The sequence below is a fragment of the Alkalimonas sp. NCh-2 genome (genome assembly GCF_039631345.1).
Taxonomy (GTDB): Bacteria; Pseudomonadota; Gammaproteobacteria; order Enterobacterales; family Alteromonadaceae; genus Alkalimonas; species Alkalimonas mucilaginosa.
In genome coordinates this window covers 177688-202730 of the sequence record NZ_JBDIUV010000004.1, presented here as the reverse complement: position 1 = coordinate 202730, position 25043 = coordinate 177688, and the positions used below count along the sequence as shown (strand labels likewise).

Here is a 25043-nt window from a genome sequence, read left to right as displayed (position 1 = left end):
TGGCATACTCGACCAGTTAAGCTGCTTGTCTGTGCGTGAATTTGCCGGCAGCTGACTCAAAAATAGAATAATGCATTCGCACACTTCGCCTCGAAGGAGAAAAACTATGCGCAAAACTCTGATTGCTACCGCAATTGGTGCAGCACTCACTTTAAGTGCTTGCTCTGAACAACCAAGTACCCCAGCCGATTTATCTGCCGATACCACCGTTGAAGCCATGGTAGACGTAGCCAGTGAGAATCCTTTTTTCCAGCCCTTTGCTTTGCAGTACGAAGCGCCGGATTTCCGTCTGATTGACGACGCACACTTTTTGCCAGCCTTTGAAGAGGGTATGGCACGGCATATGGCCGAAATTAACGCTATCGCGAACAATCCTGAGCCTGCAACCTTTGAGAATACCATCGTCGCGATGGAACGTAGTGGCGATATGCTGACACGGGTGTCACGGGTATTTTTTAACTTGTCTGGTACCGACAGCAACGAAAAGCGCCGCGGAATTGCACGTGAGTTGTCGCCTAAGCTGTCTGCTCATTCGGACAATATCAACCTGAACCCTGCGCTGTTCGCCCGGGTAGAAGCCATTTACAACCAGCGTGAAGCATTGGGTTTGGATGCTGAGTCTGCCCGTCTGCTGGATGTGTACTACGATCGCTTCGTCCGCTCCGGAGCTACTCTGACCGAAGAGCAGCAAGTGAAAATCCGCGCTCTGAATGAAGAGCACTCCAATCTTACTACCCAGTTCTCACAGAACCAGCTGGCCATTACCCGTGATATCGCGGTAGTTGTGGACAATGTGGAAGAGCTGGATGGCTTGTCCGACAGCCAGATCCGGGCCGCAGCCACTGCCGCCGAGGCCGCCGGGCATGAAGGCAAGTACCTGCTAAGCATCACCAATACCACCCGTCAGCCAATTTTAACTTCGCTGAATAATCGCGAACTGCGTCAACGGGTATGGGAAGCATCTGCTTTCCGTGGTACTTCTGGCGAGGTGGATGTGCGCCCTATCGTATCGCGTTTAGCGCAGATCCGTGCCGAGCGTGCTCAGTTACTGGGGTATAACAACTGGGCCGAGTACCAGTTGGAAAACACCATGGCAGAAACACCACAAAATGTACTGGATATGCTGACCAGTATGGTGCCGGCTGTCGTCGCCAATACCAAACAGGAGCAGGCTGATATTCAGGAAATGATCCGTCGTCATGGTGGGGATTTCGAAGTCCAGCCATGGGACTGGGAATATTACGCTGAACTGGTGCGTCAGGAAAAATACGATCTGGATGAAAACGAAGTAAAACAATACTTCGAGTTTAACCGTGTCTTACACGATGGCGTGTTCTACACCATGAACCGCTTGTATGGCATCCGCTTTGAACCACGGCCTGATCTGCCAGTGTACCACCCGGATGTAGAAGCCTACGAGGTGTTTGATCACGACGGCACCAGCCTGGCTATTTTCTACGCCGATTACTTTGCCCGTGAAGGCAAACGCGGTGGTGCCTGGATGAGTTCCTTTGTTGGCCAGTCGCACCTACTGGGTAAAAAGCCTGTGGTAGTGAATGTGATGAACATTCCTAAAGCGCCTGAAGGTGAGCCAACGCTGATCAGCTATGATCATACCACCACCATCTTCCACGAGCTGGGTCACGGCATTCACGGCATGTTCTCCAATGTGAAGTACCCAAGCCTGGCCGGTACCGCCGTATCACGCGACTTCGTTGAGTTCCCGTCTACTTTCGAAGAAGACTGGGCCGCTCACCCCGAAGTATTGGCGAACTACGCCAAGCACCATGAAAGCGGTGAGCCAATCCCGTCTGAGCTGCTGGAAAAAATCATGCAATCGCGCAGCTTCAACCAGGGCTTCGATACGCTGGAATACATTGCGGCCTCTTTCCTGGATATGGAATGGCACACCCTAAGCGCAGATGCATCACTGCAGAATGTCGAGCAGTTTGAAGCCGCTGCACTGGCCAAATACGGGGTTGATTTACCAGCGGTACCTCCGCGTTACAAATCAACCTTCTTCAATCACTCCATTGGTGGTGGCTATTCAGCCGGCTACTATGCCTATATGTGGAGTGAGATTCTGGCAGCGGATGCTTTTGCCTATGTGCAAAGCCGGGGCGGTCTGACCCGTGAGAACGGCGATCATTACCGCAAAAACATCCTGGAAGTGGGTAACTCACGGCCACCGATGGAATCCTACATCAAGTTCCGTGGCCAGGAGCCAACCACCGATGCGCTGTTGATCCGCCGCGGTTTGAAAACCCAACTGGATTAATAGCACGACACGTTCAAACGGCGCCTGATGGCGCCGTTTTTTTAGCCAAAAACAACTTCAACAAAAAACGCAGCCACTGGCTGCGTTTTTTCAAACTGCGTTCACACTTACAACTGCGGGCCAGCGGCAACCAGAGCTTTGCCTTCGTCGTTGTCGGTGAATTTTTCAAAGTTGTTGATAAAGCGCTGAGCTAAATCTTTGGCCTTGATCTCCCACTGGGCTGCATCTGCGTAGGTATTACGCGGATCCAGAATACCATCCTCCACATCATGCAGATGCGTCGGTACCGCCAGGTTGAAATACGGCAGCTGCATAAATTCCGCATTCTCAATGCTGCCATCCAGGATAGCATCAATGATGGCACGGGTTGCTTTGATGGAAATACGCTTGCCGGTACCATTCCAGCCGGTATTCACCAGGTAAGCTTCGGCACCAGACGCTTCCATCCGCTTTACCAGCACTTCAGCATACTTGGTGGGGTGCAGGCTTAAGAAAGCTGCACCAAAACAGCTGGAGAAAGTTGGAGTTGGCTCAGTGATGCCCCGCTCAGTACCAGCCAGTTTGGCGGTAAAGCCAGACAGGAAGTGGTACTTGGTTTGCTCTTTGGTCAGCTTAGCAACTGGCGGCAACACACCAAAGGCATCGGCGGTCAGGAAGATCACCTTTTTGGCATGGCCGGCTTTCGATACTGGCTTAACGATGTTGTCGATATGGTATATCGGGTAAGACACACGGGTGTTCTCGGTTTTGGAACCATCGTCAAAATCAACACTACCATCGTCACGCACCGTGACGTTTTCCAGCAGAGCATCACGGCGAATAGCGTGGTAAATATCCGGTTCGTTTTCTTGCGACAGGTTGATGGTTTTGGCGTAGCAACCACCTTCAAAATTGAAAATACCGTCGTCGTCCCAGCCGTGCTCGTCATCACCAATCAGTTGACGCTTCGGATCGGTCGACAGCGTGGTTTTGCCGGTGCCGGACAAACCAAAGAAAATCGCCACATCGCCTTCGCTACCTACGTTAGCGGAGCAATGCATCGACGCAATGCCTTGCAGCGGCAGATAGTAATTCATCAGTGAGAACATGCCTTTTTTCATCTCACCGCCGTACCAGGTACCGCCAATCAGCTGAATACGCTCGGTCAGGTTAAAGGCAACAAAATTCTCGGAATTCAGGCCATGTTGCTGCCAGTTGGCATTGGTGCATTTGGCACCGTTCATCACCACAAAGTCTGGCTGGTAGCTTTTCAGCTCCTCGTCGCTTGGGCGAATAAACATGTTTTTGACAAAATGAGCCTGCCAGGCCACTTCAGTGATAAAGCGCACGGATAAACGGGTATCCGGGTTGGCACCACAAAAAGTGTCCACCACGAACAAGCGCTTGCCAGACAGTTGACTGGTCACCAGGCCCTTTAAATCGGCCCAGACTTCCGGCGAAATCGGCTTGTTGTCATTTTTGCCCTGATCAGCCCACCACAGCGTATCGCGGGTGGTGTCATCGCGCACTATGTACTTATCTTTCGGGGAACGGCCGGTAAAAATGCCGGTATCCACGGCTACGGCGCCCAGGGTAGTGACTTTTCCCCGCTCATAACCTTCGAGATCTGCACGAGTCTCTTCCGTGAATAATTGATCATAACTGGGGTTATAAACGACTTCCGTGACATCGGTGATGCCGTATTGGCTCAAATCCAAATCGGACATGATGTAGGCTCCTAAGGGTACTGTAGGTGTAGGGTGCAGTCTCTAGGCGGACTTCAACGTTCATCTTTCAAGGTGCCGGCAGCAACGCTGCCTAAAAAACACCCGCGCATAATACCGTTTTTGCCGCTAAAAAGATAGGTTTTGATCACAGTCAAATCAGCGCGAACCAAGGCAGGCCGCGGCCTATGCGATTTTACTGCATAACAATAGGTGTTTTTTTGTAAGCCAGGCTGAAAGTTTACTGGGGTTGTATCAGTTTTGGCCAGGGTAAAGCGGCCTGCCCCAGCACAATAAAATCTGGATTGGCCAGACTTTCCCGCTGGTTGTAACTAAGCGGTGCAAAACTGCTGTCGAGGATTTTGCCGCCAGCTTCTTCCACAATAATATGCACAGCACCGGTATCCCATTCACCGGTTGGGCCAAGCCGGACATAACAATCCGCACCGCCCTCCGCCACCAGACAGCTTTTTAACGAGCAACTGCCAAGCGGTATGTACTGCACTTGCTGCCCCTCCGGCAACAACTGCTCAATAGGCTCACGCGCCTGACGCCGGCTAACCGCGACCCGTAGTGGCTCCTGCAACTGATGCTGATGCACCTGAATGCGGCGAATTTTAGAGCCCAACTGCTTAAAAGCCCCATGGCCACGGGTGGCGTAATACAAAATTTGCTCTTTGGGCCAGTAAATGACACCAAGCGCTGGCCAGCCGTGTTCTACCAGAGCAATACTGACCGCAAAGTCACCGCTTCTGGCGATAAACTCCTGGGTACCATCCATCGGATCAATCAACCAGTAACGCGGCCAGTGCTGGCGCTGCGCCAGCGGCAACAGCTGCACTTCTTCGGATATAATGGGAATGTCAGGTGTCAGTTCCTGCAAATGCTGCATGATGATGTCGTTGGCAGCCAGATCGGCCGTAGTCACGGGGCTCTGATCGTCTTTGGTATTTTGCTGGAAATCACCACTTTGATACAGCTGCCAAAGCCGATCGCCGGCTTGCTTGGCGGCTGTTTTTATCGGTTCAAGCAGTGTGCTTAAAAACATCAGGATTCCTTGCCAGGTATGCATCCGCCAGAAAAAGAGCCGCTACACTGCGCGCTTCGGTAAAGTCGGCTTGTTGCAGCAACTCATCCAGATGGTGCCGGGACCAGCGTGTTAACTCAAGCGGCTCAGGCTCATCACCCTCCAACAGCTCGGGAAACAAATCCAGCGCCAGCACTATATGCATTGTAGCATTAAAATAGCCAGGAGCCAGTGCCAGGGACTTCAGTGGGATCAAGCGCCTGGCGCCAAAACCAATCTCTTCCTTCAGTTCACGATTGGCTGCGGTCAAAGCTTCTTCCCCCGGATCGATCAAACCTTTGGGGAAACCCAGCTGATAATCGTGGGTGCCGGCGCAGTACTCACGCACCAGATAAAAATGATCCGGATCTGGCATCGCCACCACCATCACGGCCCCGCGACCACTTCCACGCATGCGCTCGTACAACCGCTCTTCGCCATTACTAAAACGCAGCTGCAACTGCTCAATTTTGAACAGTTTGCTTTGTGCCACTATATCCTGGCCAAGGATCTCTGGGGGTTGTTTTGTCAGCTTTGATTCTGCCATCCGTCTCCCTCTGCTACAATAGCACCGCCAGGCGGCTGATGTGCATACAACAATACACTTAGCCCCATGATAAAACGAATGACAGGAAAAAACGATGCTGAACTGGGATCAAATTGATACCGTCTTACTGGATATGGATGGCACCCTGCTGGATCTGCACTTTGACAACTATTTCTGGTTAGAGCACCTGCCCCAGCGCTGGGCTGAGCTCAGTGGCCGTACCCTTGCTCAAGCCAAGGCCGAGTTGCAGGCAGAGTACGCGGAACTGACCGGCAAGCTGGAGTGGTACTGTCTGGACTACTGGGGCAAACGGCTGCAACTGCCCATCACCGAGCTAAAACGTGAAGTCATGGACAAAATCCGTATGCGTGAGGATGTGCCGGCCTTTTTATCGGCGTTAAAAGACAGCGGCCGTCACATCGTTTTGGTCACCAATGCCCACCCGGATAGCCTGTCATTAAAAATAGAGCGAACCGACTTAGCCAAATACATCGAAAACCTCATCTCCACCCATGAATTTGGTGTCACCAAAGAAAGTTGGGCCTTATGGCAAAAGCTGCAAGACCGGCTGGGTTTTGACCCTGCCCGTACCTTGTTTGTCGATGATAGCCTGCCAATTTTGCAAGCCGCCGATGAATTTGGCATCCGCCATTTGCTGGCCGTCGCTAACCCGGATAGCCAGCAGGCATTGCGTACCATTGAACAATACCCGGCCATTAGCGATTATCATCAATTGCTGGCTGCGATTGCCGCCACACCGCGTCATCAGGCGTAACTGTCTGGCGATTGACCGATTTTGACTGGTCTTTCGCCGTCTTGCTGCGTATAAAACCGCGATCACTCAAACAGAGTCCGTAGTTATGAATTATTTTAGTGTTGTTGTTGCTGCCAGCCTGTTGCTGCTTGGCTGTAGTTCGCTATCCACCACGGAGCGCTCCGAGCCGCAAGCCAGCGCCGCTGCTATTGAAGGCCATATGCTGTTTCTGGCATCGGATGAGCTGGAAGGCCGGGATACCGGCAGCCGTGGCCATGAAATCGCCGCTTTGTACATTGCCACCCAATTGCAGGCGCTGGGCCTGGAACCGGCCGGTGATAACGGCAGCTTCTTCCAGCGGGTGCCGCTGCGTAGCAGTCGCTTAGTACCGAACAGTGCCCGCATGGTGCTGCATACTGCCGATGGCGATCAGGAACTGGCCTACCCGAAAGCTTTTTTCAGCAGTGCCGATCCGGTAGCCACTGAATCCAGCATCACAGCACCGCTGGTGTTTGTCGGCTATGGCCTGATTTCCGAAGAGTTTGGTATTAACGATTACCAGGGACTGGATCTGAGCGGTAAAATTGCCGTGATGCTGCCGGGCCTGCCAGAACATATTCCAAGCGAAGAAGCCGCGCATTTAGGCCGCGAACGCAGCCGCTTTGCCGCTGAGCAAGGCGCAATTGGCATTATTACCATTCACACACCACAGCGTGAAGCGGTGCGACCTTATGCCAACAGCATTTTGTACCTGAACACTCCTTCCATGCGCTGGTTGGATAGCGATGGCCAGCCAGGTGGGGTACAACGACAGCTTCGCGGTGGCGCTTATGTGCACCATGAAGCAGCTGAAGCCTTGTTTGCCGAGGCAAGCACGTCGCTAAGCAGTGTGTATGCCATGCTGGATGAGAAGAAAATGCCACAAGGCTTTGCACTCAATATCAGTGCAACCTTAAGCCGGCAGTCCACGCACGATGACATCAGCAGCCCCAATGTAGTAGCAGTGCTGCCAGGCTCAGACCCAAGCCTACGTGATGAATACGTGGTGCTGACCGCGCATTCGGATCACATTGGCATGATCCAGGATGTACGCAGCGACAACAGAGTCAACAACGGTGCTATGGACAATGCCGCCGGCGTCGCCATTTTGCTGGAAACCGCCCGCATGTTTACCGAGCTTCAGCAGGCTCCAAAACGTTCCATTTTGTTTCTGGTCGTGACCGGTGAAGAAAAGGGTCTGCTGGGGGCTGATTACTATGCCCACAACCCAACCCGGCCGATTGAAAACCTGATTGCCAACGTCAATATGGACATGCCGGTATTGCTGTATCCGTTTGCCGATCTGATTGCCTTTGGTGCCAATCACTCCTCGCTTGGCCCAGTGGTAGAGCGCGCAGCCGCCCGGGAAGGCATTCGCTTGAGTCCGGATCCGATGCCGGAACAAGCAATTTTCACCCGCTCCGATCACTACACGCTGGTACGTCAGGGCATTCCGGCGGTGTTTTTAATGACCGGCTTCGAATCGCAGGATCCAAAGCAGGATGCTGCCGCTATCTGGGGTAGCTTTTTTAGTAAGCATTACCATAAACCGACCGACTCCATAGCCGATTTAACCCGGGAATATGGGCCTATTCGTTACGATTTCGGCGCTATTTTCACTCAGATTAACTTTAACATTGCGCTGGATTTAGCCAACGACCCGGCACGGCCTTTCTGGCTGCAACAAAGCTACTTCCATGATGTGGTCGGGCAGCCACATACCCAACAAAACAGCAGAACTACGGCCGACTAAACTGCAGCGTGAACGGGTGGCTGCATTCCGTTTTTTTGTGTAAACAGCACAGTATCATTTGATATTGATGACCGTTACAGGATAGAGTTAATTTTTGATTGAAAATTAACTCTATGCCTTTTTCATTACGCTACCTTCTATTTTTTGGCTGGATACTGGGTGTCGGTTGGCACCCAGCCAGCTATTCTGCCCAACCCGAGCCGGCCCGCATTGCCGGTCATATGCTGTTTCTGGCCGATGACCTGCTGGAAGGGCGCGAAACCGGTAGCCGGGGTCATCAAATTGCCGCCCGTTACCTGGCCAGTCAATTGCAAGCTTTTGGTTTAGAGCCTTTGCCGGGCTACGAGGACTTCCAACAACAGGTCCCTATTCGCCAAAGCAGTCTGCTGCAGCCATACAATCGAATGGTGCTGCATCTGCCGGACGGTGACCATGTATTCAAAACACCACAGCATTATTTCTTACTGCCTGATCTCTGGGCCGAGCAATCAGCAGTCACTGCCGAGGTAGTCTTTGTTGGCTATGGCCTGGTTTCGGCCCACTATGGACTGGATGACTACGCCGGTCTGGATATTAACGGCAAACTGGTGATGATGCTCACTGGCTTACCCGAGCACTTGCCCGCCGATGAGATAGCCCACCTGCGCCAACAACGGCTGCAAGAGGCCAAAGCTCGGGGGGCTATCGGTGTGATTTATTTGTATACCCCAAAGCAGCAACAGGTTCAGCCCTACCAGCTGTTTTTGCATCATTTTAGTCTGGCTCCGATGATGAGCTGGTTAACCGAACAGCAAGTCCCGGGAACCAATACCCACGCATTTTCGGCAGAAGCCTATCTGCATCACGATGCAGCAGCCCCCTTTTTCCAGCAGGCTCCACTTAGTGCCAGTGAGGTGTTTGCATTGGTCGAGCAGCAACAACTGCCTGGCGGTTTTGCGCTAAATAATAGTGTAACCCTGGAGCGACGCAGCCGGCACCAAAGCTTTGAAAGCCCGAATGTACTGGCGGTATTGCCAGGCAGTGATCCAGAGCTGAGAAATGACTATCTGGTGGTCACAGCCCATAGTGATCATGTTGGGATAAACCAGAACCTGCGCTATCCGCAGCAAGCTGCCATTCACAATGGTGCCATCGACAATGCTGCCGGCGTTGCCATCGTGCTGGAAGCGGCCCGGGTGCTGGCAGCGGGACCTGCACCAGCTCGCTCCGTATTGTTTTTATTTCCAACCGCGGAAGAGCGGGGCTTGCTTGGTGCCGATTACTTTGTACAGAATCCACCGGTGCCACTTGAGCGGGTGATTGCAACCCTGAATATTGATGCGCCGCTACTGCTGTTTCCACTCGCCGATTTGCTGGCCTATGGTGCCGACCATTCCAGCTTAGGCGATGCCGTCACCAGAGCGGCTGCACTGGAGGCTTTAACCATCAGCCCAGATCCGCTGCCGGAGCAAGCACTCTTTACCCGCTCTGATCACTACCGCTTTGTTGAGCAGGGCATCCCGGCATTGTTTTTGATGGTAGGTCAGCAATCCCGTGATCCCAACATCGATGGTCGTGCCATCTGGCAACGCTACCTCAGCCAGCATTACCACCAGCCCAGTGATTCCATCGCCGGACTGACCGCTGCGTTTGGCGGTATTTATTACGATGAAGGAGCCCGGTTAAGCCGGGTGCTGCTGCATTTGATTGCTGAGCTGGCCAATGACCGACAGCAACCCGACTGGCACAGAGAGAGCTTTTTTCACCCTTCAGGTCCGAACCAGCACGCACCCAGCCAACACGACCAGGTCTTGGATGAAAATAGCCGCTAGCCAGGGTTATCGATCATGCCACCAGCTTATGCTGTGGCCGGTAAGGCCTGCTGCAAATATTCAATCAGCAGCTGCACCCGGGCCGTTAAGTGGCGGTTTTTTGGATACAGCGCCCAAATCCCTTCCGGCTCTGGCTGCAACTCAGGTAATAACTCCAGCAAACTGCCCTGTTGCAAGGGACTATCTACGTAGTAGTCCGGTAGTTGCACCAGACCTAGCCCCCGCTGTGCGGCATCCAGCAGTGCTAAACCACTGTTGCACTGCACCCGGCCTCGCGGACGAAAGCTGATCGTTTTCCCTGCCTCCCTAAAGCGCCAATGCTCTAAAGTACCGGGTAAACACTGATGTTGGCTAAGTTCCGCCAATGACTCAGGCCAACCATACTGTTGCAGATAATCTGGTGCAGCCACCAGACGCAACTGCCGCCGGGTCAGCCGCCGGGCAATCAGACTGGAATCCTCCAACTGGCCTAAACGGATCGCTAAATCATAACTGCCCTGAATCAGATCCAGCCGTTCGTTACTTAGCTGCAACTGCAACTCCAATTCAGGGTACTGCAGAAGAAACTGGTGCAACAAAGGCGCAATGCGGTACTCGCCATAATAGACCGGAGCCGTGATCCGTAAACGCCCCCGCGGGGTCTGACTAAAATCGGCCAACAATTGATTCGCTTCCTGCAAACCCGTCACCAGGTGCCGGCAATGCTGCAGATACAACTCGCCCTCTTTGGTCAGGGTCACGCTGCGGGTAGAGCGAAACAGTAACTTTAACCCCAACCGCTGCTCCAGCGCCGCTACATTGCGACTGACTTGCGCGACCGAGCAATCCAGTTGCCTGGCTGCTGCGGTAAAGCTATGCCGCTCCGCTACAGCGACAAACTCACTAATGCCCTGCCAATCATTCATACAGCACCATTTATTGCATAAATGCAAAACTGATTTGATAAACTACCGGATTATCCTGCAATCAGGAAAAATTACAATGCGCTAGACTTACAACACAACAAAAAAGTAATCATTACAGGAACAGAGTATGCAACCGATTAAAACCCGCGCGGCGGTGGCCTGGGGCCCGGGCCAGCCACTTTCCATCGAAGAAGTTGATTTAATGCCACCACAAGCCGGTGAAGTCTTGGTGCGCATCATCGCCACCGGCGTTTGCCATACCGATGCCTACACCTTGTCGGGTGATGATCCGGAAGGCATTTTCCCGGTGATTTTGGGCCATGAAGGCGGCGGTATTGTGGAGGCCGTTGGTGAGGGCGTTACCTCGGTAGCAGTGGGCGACCATGTCATTCCGCTGTACACCCCAGAGTGCGGCAAATGCAAATTCTGCTTATCCGGTAAAACCAACTTGTGCCAGGCCATCCGGGCTACTCAGGGCCAGGGCCTGATGCCGGATGGCACCAGCCGCTTCTCCAAAGACGGCAAGCCGATTTACCATTACATGGGCACCTCGACTTTTTCCGAGTACACCGTGCTGCCCGAGATCTCGCTGGCCAAAATCAACAAAACAGCGCCGCTGGAAAAAGTCTGCCTGCTGGGCTGTGGCGTCACCACCGGTATGGGTGCCGTAATGAATACCGCCAAAGTACAGCCGGGTGATACCGTGGCGGTGTTTGGTTTAGGTGGTATTGGCCTGTCGGCTATTATCGGTGCAGTGATGGCCAAAGCCAGCCGCATCATTGCCATCGATATCAATGAAAGCAAGTTTGCCATCGCTAAGCAACTGGGCGCGACCGATGTGGTCAACCCGAAGGATTACGACAAGCCGATTCAGGAGGTGATCGTGGAGATGACCGATGGCGGCGTCGACTTCTCCTTTGAGTGCATCGGCAATGTGCAGGTGATGCGCTCGGCGCTGGAGTGCTGTCACAAAGGCTGGGGGGAGTCGGTGATCATCGGGGTAGCCGGTGCCGGCCAGGAAATTTCAACCCGCCCCTTCCAGTTGGTGACCGGCCGGGTTTGGCGCGGCACTGCCTTTGGCGGGGTGAAAGGCCGCTCTGAGCTGCCGGATTACGTGGAGCGCTATCTGGCCGGTGAGTTCGAGCTGGATACCTTTATCACCCATACGCTGCCACTGGAGCGGATCAACGAAGCCTTTGATTTGATGCATGAAGGCAAGTCGATTCGTACCGTGATCCACTTTTAAGGAGCTGCGCATGCCAGCTTTAGAAAAAATCAGCGATCAGCGGCTGTTTGGCGGCCGCCAGATGCGCTTTGCCCACGACTCCAAGGCGCTGAATTGCCGGATGCAGTTTTCTGTCTATTTGCCACCACAGGCCGGGCAAAAGGACGTCCCAGCGCTGTACTGGCTATCCGGGCTCACCTGCACCGATGAAAACTTCTCCGCCAAAGCCGGTGCTCAGCGGGTTGCCGCTGAGCTTGGCATTGCCCTGGTGATCCCGGATACCAGCCCACGCGGCGAGCAGGTACCGGATGACCCGGAAGGAGCCTATGACTTTGGCCTGGGCGCAGGCTTTTACGTCAATGCCACCGAAGCGCCTTTTGCCAGCCACTACCAGATGTACGATTACATCGCCAAAGAGCTGCCTGCACTGGTTGAGGCCGAATTGCCACTGAGTCCCAAGCGCTCCATTTCCGGCCACTCGATGGGGGGGCATGGTGCCCTGGTGATCGCTCTTCGGGAAAGCGGCCGGTATTGCTCGGTCTCGGCTTTTGCGCCTATTAGCAACCCCATCCATTGCCCCTGGGGCCAAAAGGCGCTGACGGGTTATCTTGGCAAGGATGAAAGCCACTGGCAAAACTACGATGCCTCGGTCTTACTGGCAAGGAGAAAAGCTGAACTCCCGATCCTGGTCGATCAAGGCGATGCCGATCAGTTTCTGGCCGAGCAGCTAAAGCCCGAAGCGCTGCAAACAGCAAGCCAAAGCAGCGGCTCCGAACTCGAACTGCGTATTCAGCCCGGCTACGATCACAGCTACTATTTTATTGCCAGCTTTATTGAAGACCACCTGCGTTTTCATGGCCGTTATTTGTTGCCTCAATCCTGAGGCAGCAAATCGAGCGAACCGTGATAAATGCTGTCAGCAAGGATGCTGACAGCAGCAGGCACTCATGGAGCCTGAGTAAAAAGAGCCCCGATATCTGTTCGGCTTTTATTTGAAGATATAAACGACCTCCCCAATAATACTGTCACTGGCCACATAGCCCCAAAATCGACTGTCTGTTGAGTTATCTCTATTATCACCCATGAAGAAATAGCTTTCTTCAGGAACCACTATTCCCGCCATATCTCTGGCCGGGCGCATTTTCATTCGTTGAATTAAATACGTGATGCCATCCAGCTGCTGTTCATAGACCTCTAGTTGATCTTTTTCATACAGTAGATTAGTGGCTAAGACAGCGCCATTAATAGTGATGTCATTGCCTTTGACAACAACTCTATCGCCAGGAAGAGCGATTAATCTCTGAACGAAAGGAACCTCTTTATCAGGAGGGTAAAATGCATACAATTTCCCTCTTTGCATGAGATCCGTTGAAGCTATTTTCCCACCCGCCAAGGACACGCCGTAGGTGCCATATGTTCTGTAGCCTGGCTTTTTGACAATGAGATGGTTTCCCTTTTCTATTGTTGGCTGCATTGATGCAGAGGGAAAAAGAAAAGGCTCGTAAAGAAACGAGCGAAACAGAAAGACTGCTGAGAAAAACACTGCATAGATAACAGGGATGCCCCACCACCTGGAGTACCAACCTCGCTCACTTGCCCCCTTAAAATTCTTAACAACAATATACGCATGCAGTGGGCAGATTATTGAAAAAATGGCTGCAAATAGCGTTTGATACTTCCAGTCAATGAATGAAACAACGCAAGAGAGAAGAAAATAGAGCCAAAATAACCTTGGCCTATTTAAATATAGAAATGTGAACGCCTGCAGGATTACACCTAAAAGTATTGCAATCCATGCCTTCGGCTTCCAGTTGATACTCAAATTACCACCTTAATCTCGTACACCAACCATGCAGCAGGTTGACGTCGCAGCCAGCGCTTTTTGCTGGCGATAATTTTTGTTTGTTATGCTTTTGACCAAAAAGTCCTTCCAGATGTTATTTGGAATGGTATTTTGCCAGAAAGCACTATTGCGCTTGTCAGAGCATGATATGGTGCAACAATCTATTGAACCTGAATGCCGTCATTCACTAGTTCAATATCAAACTCATAGTCAACTGGCGCTAGCTTTCCTCTGTACCAAATTTCTATAGTTTCTGGCTTCCCATAAAAATAGTAAACATCTACTGGTGTTCGCTTGGGTTGATGATGAAAGTAGGTTTGTTTAACCATTTCTACCAGGTAACCATGCTCGTCTTTAGCAAACACCTGATTTCTGCGCTCTGTCCGGTTATCGCTTACCTCTGCTACTTCAAGTGGTGTAAACACAGCGTAGTCGATCACCAACTGGTTACTCGTTAACCGAATGCCCTTAGGCAAGTTGTCTGTGGTGTAGCTTTGTTTGTTTAAATTAGGTGCAACAAGAACGGGTAAAGACCCTTTCACCCGTACTGGTGTATTAGTAAAGCGCTCGGGGCTATACTCCAGCCGCCCGAACATGCGTGAATACACCGAGCTTAGCCCCTTATCTGCCGGTTTATATTCAAAAGCAACCAGCTCGCTTTCTTGCTCGTTTGCTTCACGCGCTACAACCTGTTTACCCTGGGCATCGTAAAAATCGAATGTCGCCAACACATAAATTGAACCAGCACGATCTTGTTGTGACATAAAGATATCGGTTTGCACTGGTGGGTAAAACCAGCCAATCTGACCAGAGTGCTCCCGCTCCGGATCCAACCCTTCGCCTGCTTCATGCCACTGCACCATGCTAACCCGCTGTTGCATCGCCGCTTTATCCAACTCAACAATAGGCAGCCGGTGTTCGGCCAGAGTGCTATACACCGGTGCAGTAAGGGGGATCTTGGGTAATAACTGTAAATTACCATCGTCAACCCGTTGCGGATGCGGAAAGTTGTGTACCGGTAATTCCAACTTATGGCTTACTGGCTGGCTATCGCTGGCATAAACCATCAAGGTAATATGAGCCTGCTCAACAACACCATTAAACGCCCGCCCCAAAAATAACTTACGCCCCTGCTCGGCCCGCAATGTATCACGCAACGCTGTCAGTTCGTTACGGGCTTCGGTTTCATCCAACGTTCCCTGCTCTGCTCGTTGGTATAGGCTTTCTAACAAGGCATCTATACGCTGGGGGTTGCGGGTTGACGTGCGCTCCGTGGCCCGCCAGGCAAGATATTGACCATGCGAATCAACGGCTTCGGCAAGGATATCTCTATTACCAAAATTCAGCGGTACGTTTTCTTTAGCATCCACTTCTATCACGTAGCGTCCATTTTCAAACTCGAGTAAAGTGACCAAATAGCCATCCTGCTCAGCAGTTTTACCAACATCAGCAGCGGTAAACTTAAACTCAAGCAGTGCGGTTGGCAATTCAATATCCAGTTCACCCTGCACGGTAGCCGGTTGAGGGCTTTCTGCAGTTACCGGTGATGTAAAGCAATACCCACTGCTAACCTGAGCGATATCAGCCGTAGCCCGCTCGTTGTTTGCCGCATCGGGCAGCGCTAAAGTGCGGCCATCTTCAAATGTAATTTGCGAAAAGTGCAAATAATGGCGAAAAGGAAAAGCAAAGCCTTCATGTAATTTAAACCCCTTGCCCCCGGCGTAATTCATACACTCTGAGTTTTCATAGTCACTCATTGCCAGCAAGCTTTGCTTGTAGGTATCGGTAAGTTTAGCGAAATCGGCATAGTCTGGCAGGCGCAGTAGCCACGGCTGAGTATACTGAAACTCACCAGGCCCCATATGAAAAGGAATAAGATTCAACATAGTAAAGTAATTGGCATGCTGCTCTTGCCACAACAGACGGGCTAATGCCTGGTCTTCAAGCCCAGCTAATAGCGCTTTACGGCTTTCATTCACCGCAGCCAGTTGTTCAAACTGCGCCTTTACACTCTGCTGTTCCTGTTTCATATCTTTTCCTCCTACACAGCTGGCTAACAGCAACACACTGCTTAACGTACTGCAAAGTGCAACCAGCTTAAACTTAGTCATCGCTCAACATCCTCATTAAGTAATTGAATATCAAATTTATAATCAACGTATTCCCGCTTACCCCGGTACCAAATTTCAACGGTCTCTGGCTTACCGTAAAAATAGTAAATGTCTACCGCCTTATGCTCAGCGTCTTGGTGATACCAGGTTTCCTGCTTAATTTCGGCTAAATAACCGTGGTTATCCCGCACCAAAACCACATGCTGGCGCTCAACGGTTTCATCGATATCATCGGCCATTTCACGCGGTTCAAACACGCTGTAATCCACAACTAAACGATTACCCACCAAGGTTATACCGGCTGGAAGTGCTTCTGGAGCAAAACGATCTATAAGCGGATTTAACAGCACAGCGATAGGCAATACTCCTTTTAACCGCGCAGGCCTGCGTAAAAATATCTCTGGCCGATACTGTACGCGCCCAACCATAAACGGCAGCGCCGCAATGCCAGCCCGAACCTCAAAGCCAAAAATATCGTTCTGATAATCAATTAGCTTTGGATCGATACCCAGCGTTGGATCTTTAACCAACTTGTCGTCTTTATCGTAAAAATCAAGTTTAGTTAACACAAAAAGGCCAGAACGCATGCGCCTTGGAAAGAACAGATCGCTCTGCACAGGTGGGAAAAACCAGGATACTTCGGCCGGATACTGTTTTTCGGCGGCGTCATTTTCTGCAGGGGCTATCATCTGAGCATTTGTGGTAGCTCGCAGCAGCTGCAAGGTTTCAATGCGCTCCTCCAGCTTTGCCGCATCCAGCTCAACCAACGTAGTTCTAAGCTCAGCCCGGTCATCATAAATGGGCGCAGTAACCGCCATCTCAGGCAATGCTTGCAAGCGTTCATCCATCGTTGCATCGCCTGCCGCAGGCACATTAGCAAAATTATAAACCGGCAGCGCTAACTCACGCACAACCCCGCGATTATCATCGTTGTATACCAACAGGGTTAACTCCGCTTTGTCGATAACACCAAAAAAACCACGAAACAAATACAGCTTACCTTCCTCTTCGGCAAGCATACGGTTATCCAGGGCTTGCAGTTCATGCTCCGCCGTTGCTTTATCTAGTGTTCCCTGTATGCCGCGGGCAATTAAATCACCCAGCAACACCTCTAGCTTTTGCTCGCGGATAGATGGCCGTCGCTCAATCAACGCATCCGCAATATACTCACCATGCCGATCAGTCGCCTCGGCTAACAAATCTACCTGGTCAATGTTTCGGCGCTTGTCGTCTGCAGCGCTAACCACAACGGTGTAGTAGTTTTGTCCAAAAGCTTGCAAAGTTACCAGATAACCACCTTTTTCAACGGTTTTACCAATATCCGCTGCGGTGAACGTTAACTTCAGCACATCATCAGGCAACTGCCCCCGAAACTCAGCAGAAACACTTACCGGTTGCGGTGCGTTCGCCATTGCCGGTTGCTGATAACAATACACATCGCCTTGTCGAACGATAGGGCCGCTTGGTTTTTGCTCATCAGCAACCGCCGGGATCTGCCAGGTATCGCCATTGCTGAGTGTCATATGGCGATAAGCCAAACGATAACGAAATGGAAACTCGAATCCTTGGTTAAACACAAAACCCAGTTTACCCGCCTCGTTGGCACATAGCGTAAGATCGCGGCTATTCACCACATTAAGGCTTGCCAGATAAGCCTCGGTCATCTCTGCCATATCGCTATAATCATGCAAATGCAGCAACCTGGGCTGGGTATACTCAAACGCCCTAAAGCCAGATAGCCTGGGATGCCACTGCCGCAACCGGGTTAAATAGTTACCTCGCTGGTAGTCCCATAACATTTGGGCCAGCTCAGTATCTTCTATTTGTCTTATCAACTGCGTTCGGGCTACATAGCTTGCTCTTATCTGCGCCAAATGCGCCTGCATCACTCGCTGATCCATCATCGCCGGCTCCTGTTTTACTTGCTGAACACGGCTGACACACCCAGTAACAAGCATAACGCTAACCAGTATCCCAAGCAGAGCGCTCTGTTTCACCTCTCGCATACCGCAAAATCCTAAAAGAAATCGGGCTTACAATTGCTATACTGCTTAGCTATTTCGGTGTACGTACGTTTAATTTTTTCGTATTCCGCAGTCCACTTAGCGTTATTAGTGCTGTACTTTTTAATAGCAGCAATTTCATCATTAATTTCATCAACCAGCGTTTGGCACTTAGCCTGCTCTTGCTCACGAGCTTGCCTTTCGGCTTCACGCGCTAACCGTTCTTGCTCTTGCAAATCCAGCGCCTGTTGTCTGGCTCTTTGCCGCTCCAGCGCTTGCTGCGCCAGCTCAGCTTTAATTTCCGCTACCCTGTCTGGCGTTATACGCTTAAAGCGCTGATCGGCAATAATCATGGTATCAGCGTCGATAAGCGCAAAAGTAATACTGCCAAAACCGGTACTAACCGTTAGCTGCCCCTCAGCTTTTGTTAATACTGTTACCTTGCTGTTTGAATTACTCTGGTCATCGGCGTTTAACACCCCATCGTTTAGCAAAAACGTGTCGCCTTGCTGGGTAATTTCAATAACCTCAACACGCTGACCAACTTGCTGTTCCCAAAGGCCAGGAAAATTTTCATAAGGATTTTTAGAACAGGCTGACAACAACAGCAGAGCAAACAGCGATAACATTAAAAAATACGGCTTAAGCATAGAAAAAATTCCTTTAAGGTTAAAAAGCATCAATGCCAATTTTAAGTAGTACGCTTTGTTAAGGCACAAACTCTCGGATAAGCGGAAAACATAATATCGCCACCAAACTAAACATACCAAATGCTAGTAGAAGAACGCCTATCGCTAATAGCGGCTTCGCATATTGACGCCCACGAATGCTGTAATGCAGCTTAGATAAGAAAGCATGCGCAAATATTGCTATTCCACCGCCCGTATAAATATTACTCAATAGTCTTGCTTCTAGACCGTGGAAAGTAACTATCGTACCAATGGGTGGATTACCTCTCCCGCCGACATGACATATTCCAGAAACCATAGCCCACACTCCGTAAGAGAACAGTACTGCGGACAATATTAGGGAGCCAGCCAGAACCAATTTTTCGTAGTTGGTGAGTCGTTCCTGGAAAATGTTTGACCACATGTGTTGCCTTAACGATTAAGCTAAAAGACGGGCTTTAGCCAGTCCCAGTGAGCGAAGCGAACGATTTGAACGCATTGTTAGTGTTTTATAAGCCGCTCAATAATTAGGGTAAGTTCACTAATTACTAATTCCGGCTCGTCAAACTGCACAAAATGACCACTCATCTCTGTTAACACAGCCCGCCCTTGTGGAAAAGCTTCAGCCCATTGTTTCCATGTCTCACCCCACTTGAATACACCTTGATCACTAGCAAGTAAGTGCGGAGGATTGGGATTTTTTTTGATCGAGGCAATAACAGTAACAGGCATGTCTTTGATCTGTGGGTAATTCGGTAAAGGTCTCTTACTCCAAAAATCCAAGTAGTTGTTTGACATGCCATTTTCCATATCAGCAAGCTTTACCGCAGCAATTTCTCTGTTAGCCTGCTCTAAATCAATAGATCGCATAATATCCACATCATGCTCCGAAGACGGATCAAGCATCAGTAGTGCTTGTATTTGAGCAGGGTAAGCCGCGGCAAAATCCCTAGCCACATTGCCGCCATAAGAGTGAGCAATTACGATGACAGGCTGCGTTATCCCTAAACTTAGTAACAGGTTGCTGGCATAGTGAGCATACTCGTCAGAAGTAAAATGACGCCTTATTGCAGTTGACTTGCCATTGCCTACCCTTGAGTAGCGAAGAACTGTCGCTTTTTCAGCAATTTTATGAAAAACAGGATCCCAGTCAGATAAACCAGCACCTGCACCGCCTTCAAGAAGGACTGTGAACTCACCACTACCAGCGATCTCATATTCCAGCTCAAAGTCCCCAATCTGTATAAACTTTGGCTCTGCGAACACTGAAAAGGACAGTAAAAAGAACGATAACAAAATGAATTTCAAAAAAACTCCTTAAAACACTAACGCTTTGCTAATGGGAAGCCGAAACGCAGTGTAGGCTGTCCCGTGGAGGCCACGCTGTTTGTGGCCGGAACGAAATTAAGCAACTTGTTATAGGGCCGATTATTCACTAATTAATGTACCGTTTTCCCAGAACTCGTTTACTTTGTCCCACCACTTCTTGCTCTCTGGCAGTAGATAGGGCTCTATTGATGCCGCATTACTCTGGCCTTGAAGTCCTTCAAACAAACCAATTGTAGCGGCCTCTTTCACATAGGGACTTCCCTCTATGTGCCAACGCTCTACAACCTCAAACAATTCCTTAAGTTCAGAATCTTGCGCAGTTTCTACAAGCGAAGAAATGTGCCTAGAAAGGTCTCCAAGTGCTAAATATAAGGGCAAATCCTTTTCATCTATCCAATCGTCCAGGAATTCGTCCCACACTGGCTTAAAGCTAGGGCAAGCTTTAACTGCTAGTTCTAACATTTCATCTTTTTCTATCATGATGCGCTTAGGCCCTATAACACTTATTCGACAGGTCGACCCTTAGTTAAACATGGATCAACCTGCCTTTGCCAATTTTCTATACAGAACACTACACCGTTATCTTAAGGGTTACAACAACTTATAGGTACTATTGATGTCAGTGCGAGCGGCAAATACGGGTCAACCCCTCTAACAAAGAACTGGTAGCTTTATCAACGTATTGGCTAAATAAACACAGTGATTAAGTCTCGGATAAGATACTAAAAATGTCCGCTTTTGGCACAGGGTCAATCAGCGCTATGAGCGAACAACAGATGTTCAAACGTCTGCCCGGCATTAACTTAACCGCAACCGAAAGCAGGCACCTTCTGACCTGGGCAGGTAGCGCAATTCGGCGCCCTGTGCCTGCATCAGGGCCCGGGCCAGGCTCAGGCCGATGCCGGAGCCGCTGGCCTTGGTGGTAAAAAAGGGCACAAACAACTGCTCGGCGGCAGTCGCGGTAATACCAGGGCCGTTATCGGTGATATCCAGCAACCAGTGGGGATGCTGGTAATGAGCCCGGCATTCAATCCGCGGCTTCATAGGCGGCTTCGAGATTTCCTGCAGCGCTTCGGCGGCATTTTTCAGCAGATTAATCAGCACCTGCTCCAGCAGCGCCGGGTCCAGCCAAAGTGGCGGCAGCTCCGCCGGCAGCACAGTGCAAAGCTCGATACCGGCAAGCTGCTGCTGCAGCAAACGCTGCACCCGCGCCAGGCTGTCGGCCAGGCTAACAGCACTCAACTCTGCCTGCACAGGGGTACTCAAGGTTTTAAAGGCAGCAATAAACTGGCTTAAGTGCTCACCACGCCGGGCAATGGTGCTGCTGGCCAGGTGCAAGTCGGCATGGCGCTCGGCATCCAGCACGCTATCCGGCGCTGGCAACAGCGCCAGACTGCTTTGCGCCAGCGACACCATCGGATTGATGGAATTGGCGATTTCATGGGTCAAAATACGGGTCAGTTGCTGGTAGGCGCGCACTTCCTGCGCCAGCAATTGCTGCTGAATGCTTTGCAGGGTCAAGAGTTTACGCGGTTGGCCCAGCAGCTGGCTTTGCACCAAACTATAGGCCAGCCGGTCCTGGCCCCCTTCGCTTTGCCACAGCAGCTCGCCTTGTTGCAGCGCTTGTGGTTGCTGCAGCTTTTGCCACAACAGCGGCAAGGAGCCAGGGCTATCCTCACTAAGCCCCTGCCGGGCTTGCTCCAGCAGCGGGCTGCCCAGCAAGCGCTCGGCAGCCGGGTTGGCTTGCTGCAACACATTGTGCTGATCGAACTCCAGCACCGCCACTTCCAACTGGGTCAGCAAGGCATTGAGGTACTGCGCCCTGGCCTCGGCCTGCTGGCGGCTCTGCATCAGTTGCTGTTGTACCTGCTGCCACAACGCCTGCAATTCAGGCTGCTGCGGCAAGCGGAAACTGACATCCTGGTTGGCCAGCGCCTTTAACAAAAACGAAGTTTGCCGCTGCAGGTGCCGGCTGTGTTGCAGCAACAACCAGCAAGCCAGTCCCAGCAACAACAGCAGCAGTAGGGTGACCGCATTGAACGCCAGCCCCAACCAGCCAAGCAGCAAGGCGCTGCCCAACAGCAAACTCAGCGGCAGCAACAGGCGCGTCATAACTGGTATTTTTCCATGCGCCGGTACAAAGCTGCCCGGGTCAGGCCCAGCGCCTTTGCCGCCTGGCTGATGTTGCCCTGATAATACTGCAGCGCCTGGGCAATGGTTTTTTGCTCAACGTAATCGAGCGTAGAGCCCAGCATAAAATCTTCACCCGCCGGGCTTTGAACAGCAGCGGCAGGTGCGGAGCTGGCGGTGCTTTCCAGTTGGCTAAAATCCAGCTCGCCCTGCTCGGCCAGTACCACAGCCCGCTCAACCGCATGCGCCAACTGACGCACATTGCCAGGCCAGCGGTAACGGCAGAGCTGACGTTGATCGCTTGGCCGAATACGCAGGCCGCTTTGCTGGTATTTGTCGCTGTAAAACGTCAGGTACCAGTCCAGCAACAGCGGGATATCCCCCTCGCGCTCGCGCAGTGGTGGCAAACAAATTTCCACCGTATTGATGCGGTACAACAAATCCTGCCGGAACTCACCCCGCCCTACTTTTGCCAGCAAATCCTCGTTGGTCGCGGCGATCAGCCGGGCATCAAACGGCTGGCCCTGACTGCTGCCAACCGGCACCACCACCCGGCTTTGCAGCGCTGTCAGCAATTTGGCCTGCAGCGACAGCGGTACATTGCCCAGCTCATCCAGCAGCAAGGTGCCGCCACTGGCCTGGCGCAAACGGCCGCTATAATCGCTTTTGGCATCGGTAAAGGCGCCTTTTTTATGGCCAAACAGCTCACTTTCAAACAAATTGCTGTGCACCGCGCCAAGATCCACTGTGACTAAAGGCCCCTGCCGGCGGGGAGATGCCTGGTGAATGGCTTCAGCCGCCAGCGCCTTGCCAGTACCGCTTTCCCCCAGCAGCAGGATATTGGCCTCGGTGGCAGCGGCTTTTTCAATCAGCCGCTGTACCTGCTGCATGGCAGCACTTTGGCCCAGCATCGGCACGGTGGGCTGTGATAAAACCGCTGGTGCCGGGGCGGCACCCTGCTTGGTGTTGCTTGATTGCGCGCCACTGTGCTTTTGCAAGGTACGCAGCAACTGCTCGTTGCTCCAGGGCTTGGCAATAAAATCGCAGGCACCCAACTGCATGGCCCGCACCGCCAGTGGCAGCTCGGCGTAGGCAGTCATCATCACCACTTTCAGATCCGGCTGGCATTTGAGCGCCATCTGCAGGTAGTAAATGCCCTCTTCGCCACTGCTGACATCCCGCTGAAAATTCATATCCAGCAGCAACAACTGCACCGGCTGTTGTTGCAGGCAGGATTGCAGCTGGCTGGGATCCTGCAGTGTCAGCACCTTGGCAAAATAAGGTTTCAGGCAAAGCCTGGCCGCCGTCAGTAAGTCGGTATTGTCGTCCAGCACGAGCACTGTGGCTGCATTGTTCATCGTCTTTGAGTCGCATCAGGGTGTTAGCAAAACGTAATCGTCACCCTAAACAAAACGGCTGGCCCATGCAAGAGGCGGATACCGTCCAACCGGGTCACAGCACAACCCTGCAACACGAAAGTGTTCATTTTCGGACAGTCGGCTGTACCAGTAGCGGACACTTCTCCGTGACAGCAAATATTAAGCATATGTTTTTATTAAGTATTTAATTTGGCATGGCCTTTGTATTTATCCAGCCAATGCAATTGAACGGAGTGTGACCATGGATAAAAAAATTAGCCGCCGCTCGAAACGCCCTTACTGGTTGCTGGCTGTCGCTGTGGTGCTTGCCGCTGGCTTATGGTGGTTCAGCAAGAGCCAGGCCAATGCCTCGGTGCAGCTGCAGCTGCCAATGAGTTCTGTCAGTACCGCTGTGGTACAGCCGCAGCCACTGCAGGAAAGCATTGCACTGCGTGCGACCGTGCTGCCACAGTACAGTGTGTTTTTGGATGTGATTGAAGGCGGCCGGGTCGAGCAACGCCTGGTGGAGCAAGGCAGCTATGTTGAACAAGGCCAGCCACTGGTGCAACTGACCAATACCCAGCTGCAGCTTGATTTAATCAGCCGCGAAGCGCAGGTCACCGAGCAGATGAACTTTCTGCGCAATACCCAGATGACCATTGAAACCAACCGCCTCAACCTGCAGCGCGATGTGCTGGATATTGAGTTTCGCATTGCCACCTTAACACGGCATTTGCAGCAAAGTGAGCCCCTGGTGGCAACGGGCGTGCTGGCTCAGGAGCATCTGAACAACCTGACCGAAGAGCTGCATTATCAACAAAGCCGCTTGCAGCTGACGCACGAGCGCCAGCAGCAGGAAGAAGCCATTCGTCAGTTGCAGTTGCAGCAGTTATCGGAAAGCGTCGAAATGCTGAGCCGCAATCTGGATTTTGCCCGGCAAAATGTGCAGAACCTGCTGGTCCGGGCGCCGATCAGCGGCTATCTGAGTGAATTTAATGTCGAAGTGGGCGAGTCCCGATCGCCAGGCAGCCGACTGGGCCAAATCGACCAACCCGATCAGTACAAGCTGGTGGCCAGTGTCGATGAGTTTTATCTGGGCCGCATTCAACTGGGCATGACCGCCCGGGTTACCTTGCAGCAGCAACCACTGGAGCTTCAGGTAAGCCGCATCGATAGTCGGGTGGTGAACAACCAGTTCCAGTTGGAGTTTGTCCTGCCCGAGCAGCTGCAGGCCAAACGCGGCCAGTCGGTCAACCTGACGCTGCAGCTGGACGATCAGCAAAGCCCGGTGCTGGCCCTTGCCCGGGGCCCTTTTTTAAGCGATGGCGGTGGTCACTTTGTCTATGTGCTGGACCCAACCACGGCCACAGCCCGCAAACAAGCCGTGCAACTGGGCCGGCAAAGTGCCCAACTGGTGGAAGTACGCCAGGGGCTGCGTGAAGGCGACATAGTTATTACTTCCGGCTATCGCGAATTTCAACAAGCCGATATCATTCAATTACAACGCTAAGGACCATCCG

General features: G+C 51.8%; 19 protein-coding genes. 7 read left to right on the top strand and 12 right to left on the bottom strand.

Annotated features, from left to right (window positions below; translation table 11 throughout):
- Positions 1–106 precede the first annotated feature (106 nt).
- Complete coding sequence (locus ABC502_RS12355; protein WP_345916084.1) at positions 107–2278, top strand: M3 family metallopeptidase; 2172 nt, start codon at positions 107–109, stop codon at positions 2276–2278.
- A 107-nt stretch (positions 2279–2385) separates the two neighbouring features.
- On the opposite strand, the gene pckA is transcribed toward ABC502_RS12355, so the two are convergent.
- From pckA to nudE, 3 genes are all read right to left on the bottom strand, one after another.
- Positions 2386–3984 (bottom strand): phosphoenolpyruvate carboxykinase (ATP), encoded by a 1599-nt coding sequence (gene pckA, locus ABC502_RS12350; RefSeq protein WP_345916083.1) that lies wholly within the window; start codon positions 3982–3984, stop codon positions 2386–2388.
- Between the two features lie 238 nt (positions 3985–4222).
- Positions 4223–5029 (bottom strand): 3'(2'),5'-bisphosphate nucleotidase CysQ, encoded by an 807-nt coding sequence (gene cysQ / locus ABC502_RS12345; RefSeq protein WP_330088693.1) that lies wholly within the window; start codon positions 5027–5029, stop codon positions 4223–4225.
- Positions 5007–5594, bottom strand: coding sequence for an ADP compounds hydrolase NudE (gene nudE / locus ABC502_RS12340; RefSeq protein ID WP_330088694.1), 588 nt, complete (start codon positions 5592–5594; stop codon positions 5007–5009). Before nudE ends, cysQ begins: the two co-directional genes overlap by 23 nt.
- A gap of 94 nt (positions 5595–5688) precedes the next feature.
- Between nudE and yrfG the strand changes: the two genes are divergently transcribed.
- The 3 genes from yrfG (at position 5689) to ABC502_RS12325 (ending at position 9951) form a co-directional block, all read left to right on the top strand.
- Positions 5689–6369: a GMP/IMP nucleotidase gene (gene yrfG / locus ABC502_RS12335; protein ID WP_330088695.1), complete on the top strand. Its 681-nt coding sequence runs from the start codon at positions 5689–5691 to the stop codon at positions 6367–6369.
- A gap of 85 nt (positions 6370–6454) precedes the next feature.
- Positions 6455–8140 (top strand): M28 family metallopeptidase, encoded by a 1686-nt coding sequence (locus ABC502_RS12330; RefSeq protein ID WP_345916082.1) that lies wholly within the window; start codon positions 6455–6457, stop codon positions 8138–8140.
- 113 nt (positions 8141–8253) lie between these two features.
- Positions 8254–9951: a M28 family peptidase gene (locus ABC502_RS12325; RefSeq protein WP_345916081.1), complete on the top strand. Its 1698-nt coding sequence runs from the start codon at positions 8254–8256 to the stop codon at positions 9949–9951.
- 26 nt (positions 9952–9977) lie between these two features.
- Here the strand turns inward: ABC502_RS12325 and ABC502_RS12320 are convergent, their stop codons facing one another.
- Positions 9978–10856, bottom strand: a complete 879-nt coding sequence (locus ABC502_RS12320) for a LysR substrate-binding domain-containing protein (protein WP_330088698.1) — start codon at positions 10854–10856, stop codon at positions 9978–9980.
- A gap of 127 nt (positions 10857–10983) precedes the next feature.
- Between ABC502_RS12320 and ABC502_RS12315 the strand changes: the two genes are divergently transcribed.
- Positions 10984–12102, top strand: coding sequence for an S-(hydroxymethyl)glutathione dehydrogenase/class III alcohol dehydrogenase (locus ABC502_RS12315; RefSeq protein ID WP_330088699.1), 1119 nt, complete (start codon positions 10984–10986; stop codon positions 12100–12102).
- A gap of 10 nt (positions 12103–12112) precedes the next feature.
- Positions 12113–12964, top strand: a complete 852-nt coding sequence (fghA, locus tag ABC502_RS12310; RefSeq protein ID WP_345916080.1) for an S-formylglutathione hydrolase — start codon at positions 12113–12115, stop codon at positions 12962–12964.
- A gap of 105 nt (positions 12965–13069) precedes the next feature.
- Here the strand turns inward: fghA and lepB are convergent, their stop codons facing one another.
- The 8 genes from lepB to ABC502_RS12270 form a co-directional block, all read right to left on the bottom strand.
- Complete coding sequence (lepB, locus tag ABC502_RS12305; protein ID WP_345916079.1) at positions 13070–13903, bottom strand: signal peptidase I; 834 nt, start codon at positions 13901–13903, stop codon at positions 13070–13072.
- 182 nt (positions 13904–14085) lie between these two features.
- Positions 14086–16035, bottom strand: coding sequence for a hypothetical protein (locus ABC502_RS12300; RefSeq protein WP_345916078.1), 1950 nt, complete (start codon positions 16033–16035; stop codon positions 14086–14088).
- Complete coding sequence (locus tag ABC502_RS12295) at positions 16032–17939, bottom strand: hypothetical protein (protein ID WP_345916077.1); 1908 nt, start codon at positions 17937–17939, stop codon at positions 16032–16034. The genes ABC502_RS12300 and ABC502_RS12295 overlap by 4 nt, the downstream gene beginning before the upstream one ends.
- A 113-nt stretch (positions 17940–18052) precedes the next feature.
- Entirely contained in the window at positions 18053–18808 is a 756-nt protein-coding gene (locus ABC502_RS12290; protein ID WP_345916076.1) for a hypothetical protein, read from the bottom strand.
- Positions 18809–19207: 399 nt separating this feature from the next.
- A complete protein-coding gene (locus ABC502_RS12285; protein ID WP_345916075.1) occupies positions 19208–20014 on the bottom strand; it encodes an alpha/beta hydrolase in 807 nt (268 codons plus the stop codon).
- Positions 20015–20134: 120 nt separating this feature from the next.
- On the bottom strand, positions 20135–20515 hold the full coding sequence (locus ABC502_RS12280; protein WP_345916074.1) for a hypothetical protein: 381 nt from the start codon (positions 20513–20515) through the stop codon (positions 20135–20137).
- A gap of 318 nt (positions 20516–20833) precedes the next feature.
- Positions 20834–22147 (bottom strand): ATP-binding protein, encoded by a 1314-nt coding sequence (locus ABC502_RS12275; RefSeq protein WP_345916073.1) that lies wholly within the window; start codon positions 22145–22147, stop codon positions 20834–20836.
- A complete protein-coding gene (locus ABC502_RS12270) occupies positions 22144–23523 on the bottom strand; it encodes a sigma-54 dependent transcriptional regulator (RefSeq protein WP_345916072.1) in 1380 nt (459 codons plus the stop codon). The genes ABC502_RS12275 and ABC502_RS12270 overlap by 4 nt, the downstream gene beginning before the upstream one ends.
- A gap of 262 nt (positions 23524–23785) precedes the next feature.
- On the opposite strand from ABC502_RS12270, the gene ABC502_RS12265 reads away from it, so the two are divergent.
- Positions 23786–25033, top strand: coding sequence for an HlyD family efflux transporter periplasmic adaptor subunit (locus ABC502_RS12265; protein WP_345916071.1), 1248 nt, complete (start codon positions 23786–23788; stop codon positions 25031–25033).
- The last annotated feature ends 10 nt before the right edge of the window (positions 25034–25043 follow it).